General features: G+C 65.3%; 3 protein-coding genes. All 3 read right to left on the bottom strand.

Going from position 1 to position 4,254, the window contains the following annotated elements:
- Window positions 1–642: 642 nt before the first annotated feature.
- Window positions 643–1,758, bottom strand: coding sequence for a hypothetical protein (locus DQW06_RS28875; protein WP_157983387.1), 1,116 nt, complete (start codon window positions 1,756–1,758; stop codon window positions 643–645).
- Window positions 1,759–2,274: 516 nt separating this feature from the next.
- Window positions 2,275–3,489, bottom strand: a complete 1,215-nt coding sequence (gene fahA, locus DQW06_RS09345) for a fumarylacetoacetase (RefSeq protein ID WP_117198301.1) — start codon at window positions 3,487–3,489, stop codon at window positions 2,275–2,277.
- A 195-nt stretch (window positions 3,490–3,684) separates the two neighbouring features.
- Window positions 3,685–4,254 (bottom strand): hypothetical protein (locus tag DQW06_RS09340; RefSeq protein ID WP_117198300.1); only part of this gene is annotated, 570 nt, incomplete at its 5' end.

Raw genomic sequence — 4,254 nt, 5'->3', positions numbered from 1 at the left:
GTCTCACGACCGCGCGGGACGACCACCGCCTCACCAGTCGGGGAACCCGAGGCGCAGGAGATGCCATTACCAAGGTGAATATCCTCGCACTGATCAATTTCTGCAGAGCCCAGGAAAACGTTCGCCTCCTCCACATAGTTCTCCAGAAAATGGATGCCGATGAGTGCGCTTCAGTAGTGGCACTAGGCATCATGAAGGTTCTTCACCGCGAGCACTGCGAGCCTCTTACCTGTGGTTTAGAGCGAAGGTGACAATTGAAGAGCAGCAATGTATGATGACCCTAGACCAAACTTGACTCCCCCGTGAGGTGATGGCGTGAGCAATTTCGGCAGCAGAAGGTTAATCTACGGGTTTCTATTTGGCCTCTTAGCGGGTTTGGTTTTGCTGAACGCCGGGTTCGCCCTCGCCTGGATTTCAGTACATAGCGGCTACGGCGGGCATTACGACGTCGGCATTTTCAGACTATCCTACAGCCCCAACCTGGGCCACCCTGTCCATATAGTCATCAGAGAAGGAAGAGTTGGCTTTTTCCTTGCCATGTGTGGCATTGTAGCTGCCGCAGTAAACGTTATCCGAGGGCGATAAGCAGGGGCGCGGAACAGAATCCCGCGCCCCTGATTTCATACTTTAAACCACAGGAATTTAGAGGTCATTCCAGGGGGTCCACCCGCCGTCGGTCCAGATGTAGGCGTCTTCCCAGATGGGACCGCTTCCACCACCGTAGTTGACCTCGGCCCAGGCATAGTCACTCATGACCACTTCACGTCCAGCGGCAGTGGCCTCGAGTGCCATCGCGTAGCTGTTTGCGATCTGCACGGTTTCGCTTCCATCGAAGATCAAACCATATGCGCCAGCATTAGGCTTGATATCGACGCGAAGGTTATCACACTGAAGTGTTGGGAACGTCAGCGAGGCCGGACCCACGGTGAGTTGGAGCTGGTTTCCCACGTTGCAGTCATTCGACGGAGTCTGTGGCGCGAATCCAGTCATCCTGCGCACGTCTTCGTCCGCGTTCCCTTCCCAGGGCTGCGTCCGCAGTGAAAAGTCAACGATCCGAGGCTCTGGCACGACCTCCGGGAACCTTGGCTCAGCGGTCGTGAAATTCCCGTACCGGTAGTAGGCCCAGTCACGCGCATCCGGAGTCTCGATTTCGAGGGCGCGGTATTTTTCGTAGCAACTCACGAGAACGTGGTTTTCACGGGTTCCGGGCTCCGTGGCATAGTCAGGAGTAAATTCGATGCGAACGCATGCATCGCCTTCCTCCGCCATTCCTTCGGTTTCCACGCCGAAATTACTACTGGTCGACACGTCCGAGGAAGCTGCCTCTGCAGGGTCGAGTTCGACTCCGACCCCGTAGGCAACCTGCTCATGGCCTTCAGAATATTGCGCCGTTGCTGTATCGAACCTCGTAGGCGTCAGGCCGTCGTCCCACACTGCCGTCACTTGTTCGCCAGTGGTCGGCTCTTCGAACTCGATAGCTGTCACATTTTCAGGGTCGACTTCTCTACCTTCAGCCACCTGCTCTGTGACATAGGTTTCGATGGCGTCGTTGGCGGCGAACGTCGTGATCCGATCCTGCTGCATCGCTTCTTCGAGCGTAACAGTGCTCGTGGAAACGAGTTCAAATCCGGGGTCGGTTTCCTCCGCCTGCGCAGCAGGGGCGAGCCCGAGCAGAAAAGCAGAAGCAGCGAAGGGCGCGATGGCTTTCAGTTTTCCGTTATGCAAGGGGATCTCCGCATTTTGGGTAACTGACTGCATCACCCTAGCACGCGCCCGTGGACTATGCATGGCAGCCACAGTTTCTTAAATCTGCAGGTCACAGCACTTTTTCCGGAGGACAAAGGCGCGAAGCCGACCAAGAATCCATTCACACAGGAACAAGGGATTGAACAAATGCAGATCAAGCGGCTGTTTCGCCGAGTGGCCGCATCGGGCCAGCGAAACCCGGTTTCCCGAACGAGGGCTTGGTGATATGCGCAAGAGCCGCCTTGGCCTCGCAGCATCGCCACGGCCAGTAGCGGTTGCTGATCCGCGTGGACTTCCAGCGCACTGCAGTCAGCAAGCAGTCCAGGGACGTGTTTGTACAGCCCGGCCTCGACGCGCCGAGAGGGTTGGCGATCGAGAACACCGTGTCCTCTGGCTGTGCCAGCAACGCGTGGGTATGACGCCCCCGTCGCCGGGGATCGACCCAAACGTTTCCGGTCATCTGGGGGACGCCACAGTGCAACGGCCCCGAGCGCCCTCGGGGAGGGTGCGCGGGGCCGTGCCGACACCTCAGCGGGCGGGGAGGATCCTGCCGGTCACCTCACCGAAGTGCACGGTGGTCCCGTCCGGGCCCGGGGCCGTAGCCGTAATAGTCACCTCGTCGCCGTCCTCCAGGAAGGTCCGCTCGGTACCGTCGGGCAGGATCAGCGGCTCCTTCCCGCTCCAGGTCAGCTCCAGCAGGCAGCCCCGCTGCCCGCGCTCGGGTCCGCTGACCGTGCCGGAGGCGTACACGTCCCCGGTGCGCAGGGACGCCCCGTTGACGGTCATGTGCGCGAGCTGCTGGGCCGCCGTCCAGTACATCTGCGAGAACGGCGGCGTGGACACCAGGTGCCCGTTCAGCCGCACCTCCAGGCGCAGGTCCAGGCCGCCGGGTCCGCTCCCCTTGAGGTAGGGCAGCGGCTCGGGGTCCTGTGCGGGCTGCTCCACGCGCGCGGACTCCAGCGCGGCCAGCGGCACGATCCACGGCGACACCGACGTGGCGAACGACTTGCCCAGGAACGGCCCCAGCGGCACGTACTCCCAGGCCTGGAGGTCGCGGGAGGACCAGTCGTTGAGCAGGAACACCCCGAACACGTGGTCGGCGAAGTCGTCCACCGCGACGCGCTCGCCCATCTCGGTTCCGGTCCCGACGACGAAGCCCACCTCGGCCTCGATGTCCAGGCGGACCGAGGGCCCGAAGACGGGCGCGGGCTCGGTCGGCGGCTTGCGCTGGCCGGTGGGGCGCACGATGTCGGTCCCCGAGACCACGATGGTGCCCGAACGCCCGTGGTAGCCGATCGGCAGGTGCTTCCAGTTGGGGGTGAGGGGCTCCTGGTCGGGGCGGAACATGCGGCCGACGTTGCTGGCGTGGTGCTCGGAAGCGTAGAAGTCCACGTAGTCGGCGACCGTGAAGGGTAGATACATGCGTACGGACGCCCGGTCCACCAGGTGCGGGCGCACGGCCGCGGCGCGCGCGGGGTCGGTGAACCAGTCGGTGAGCGCGGCGCGCACCTGGTCCCACACCGGCCGTCCGGCGGCCAGCAGGGCGTCCAGGCTGGGCCGGTCGACGGTGTCGGCGAAGGGCGCGTCCAGAGCGCGGGCCGCGGCCCCCAGGTCCAGGACGTGGTCACCGACGGCCACGCCCGTGCGGGGCGCGGGGTCGTCGGCGGTGCCGAACACGCCGTAGGGCAGGGTGGCCAGGCCGAATTGCGTGTCCGGGGCGAGGTCGAGCCAGCTGTCGGGCATGGCGTTCGCTTTCTTGGAGTGGACGGTTTCTCGAAGCGGGGGGCTCTTCACATGGACAGGGTCTCCGAGCGGCCGGGCCTCGGGGCGTGCAGGTTCCCGAAGTGGACGGCCTCTCGGAGCGGGCGAGCTCCCGAAGCGATCGGCCCCTCGGAACGGACCGGCCCCTGGAACGGTCGGGCTCCGGGACCGGACGCTTCAGCGGGCGCGGGAGGCGGGCAGCGCCCCGAGCACGACCAGGTCCTCCAGGGGTTCGGTGACGCTGCACGTGCCGAAGGAGCGGAACCGGCCGCGCACCGCCCGCGCCTCCTCGTCGGTGAGCTTGGCGGCCAGGGCCGCCAGGCGCGGGCCGTCGCGGTCGGCCAGCACGAGGGCGGCCTCCCGCTCGGAGGCCCCGTCGAGCAGGGCGGCCGTGGCCAGCAGCACGTTGAGGAAACCGTGCTGTTCGAAGCCCTCGGCGGTGGTGTGGCGGACGGCGTGGTGGAGCCCGGCCGTGCACTTGAAGGGCACGCCCAGTTCCACGGCCGAGTGCAGGAACTCGGCCAGCTCCTCCTCGCTCGGATGGGCCTCGACGGTGAGCCCCCCGGTGCGGAACTTGGCGCTGTGGCCGGTGCCCGCCAGCGACCGCAGCTCGGCGGGCACATCGGCCTGGCGGGAGACCTCCACGAACCCCTCGGCCCCCTCGGGCAGGTGCTCGTCCAGCCGCGCGGCGACCTCGGCGGCCGTCCCGGGCGCGGCGGCGGCCTCCACCCCGGCCAGGCGCAGCGC

Origin of the sequence: Nocardiopsis sp. TNDT3 (assembly GCF_003427465.1) — a bacterium.
GTDB lineage: Bacteria > Actinomycetota > Actinomycetes > Streptosporangiales > Streptosporangiaceae > Nocardiopsis > Nocardiopsis dassonvillei.
This window is presented reverse-complemented; position numbering and strand designations above follow the sequence as displayed.

Bases quoted from the DNA above. Each gene is read 5' to 3' on its own strand.
- DQW06_RS28875 (WP_157983387.1), bottom strand. From the start codon at position 1,758: ATGCAGTCAGTTACCCAAAATGCGGAGATCCCCTTGCATAACGGAAAA.
- fahA (WP_117198301.1), bottom strand. From the start codon at position 3,489: ATGCCCGACAGCTGGCTCGACCTCGCCCCGGACACGCAATTCGGCCTG.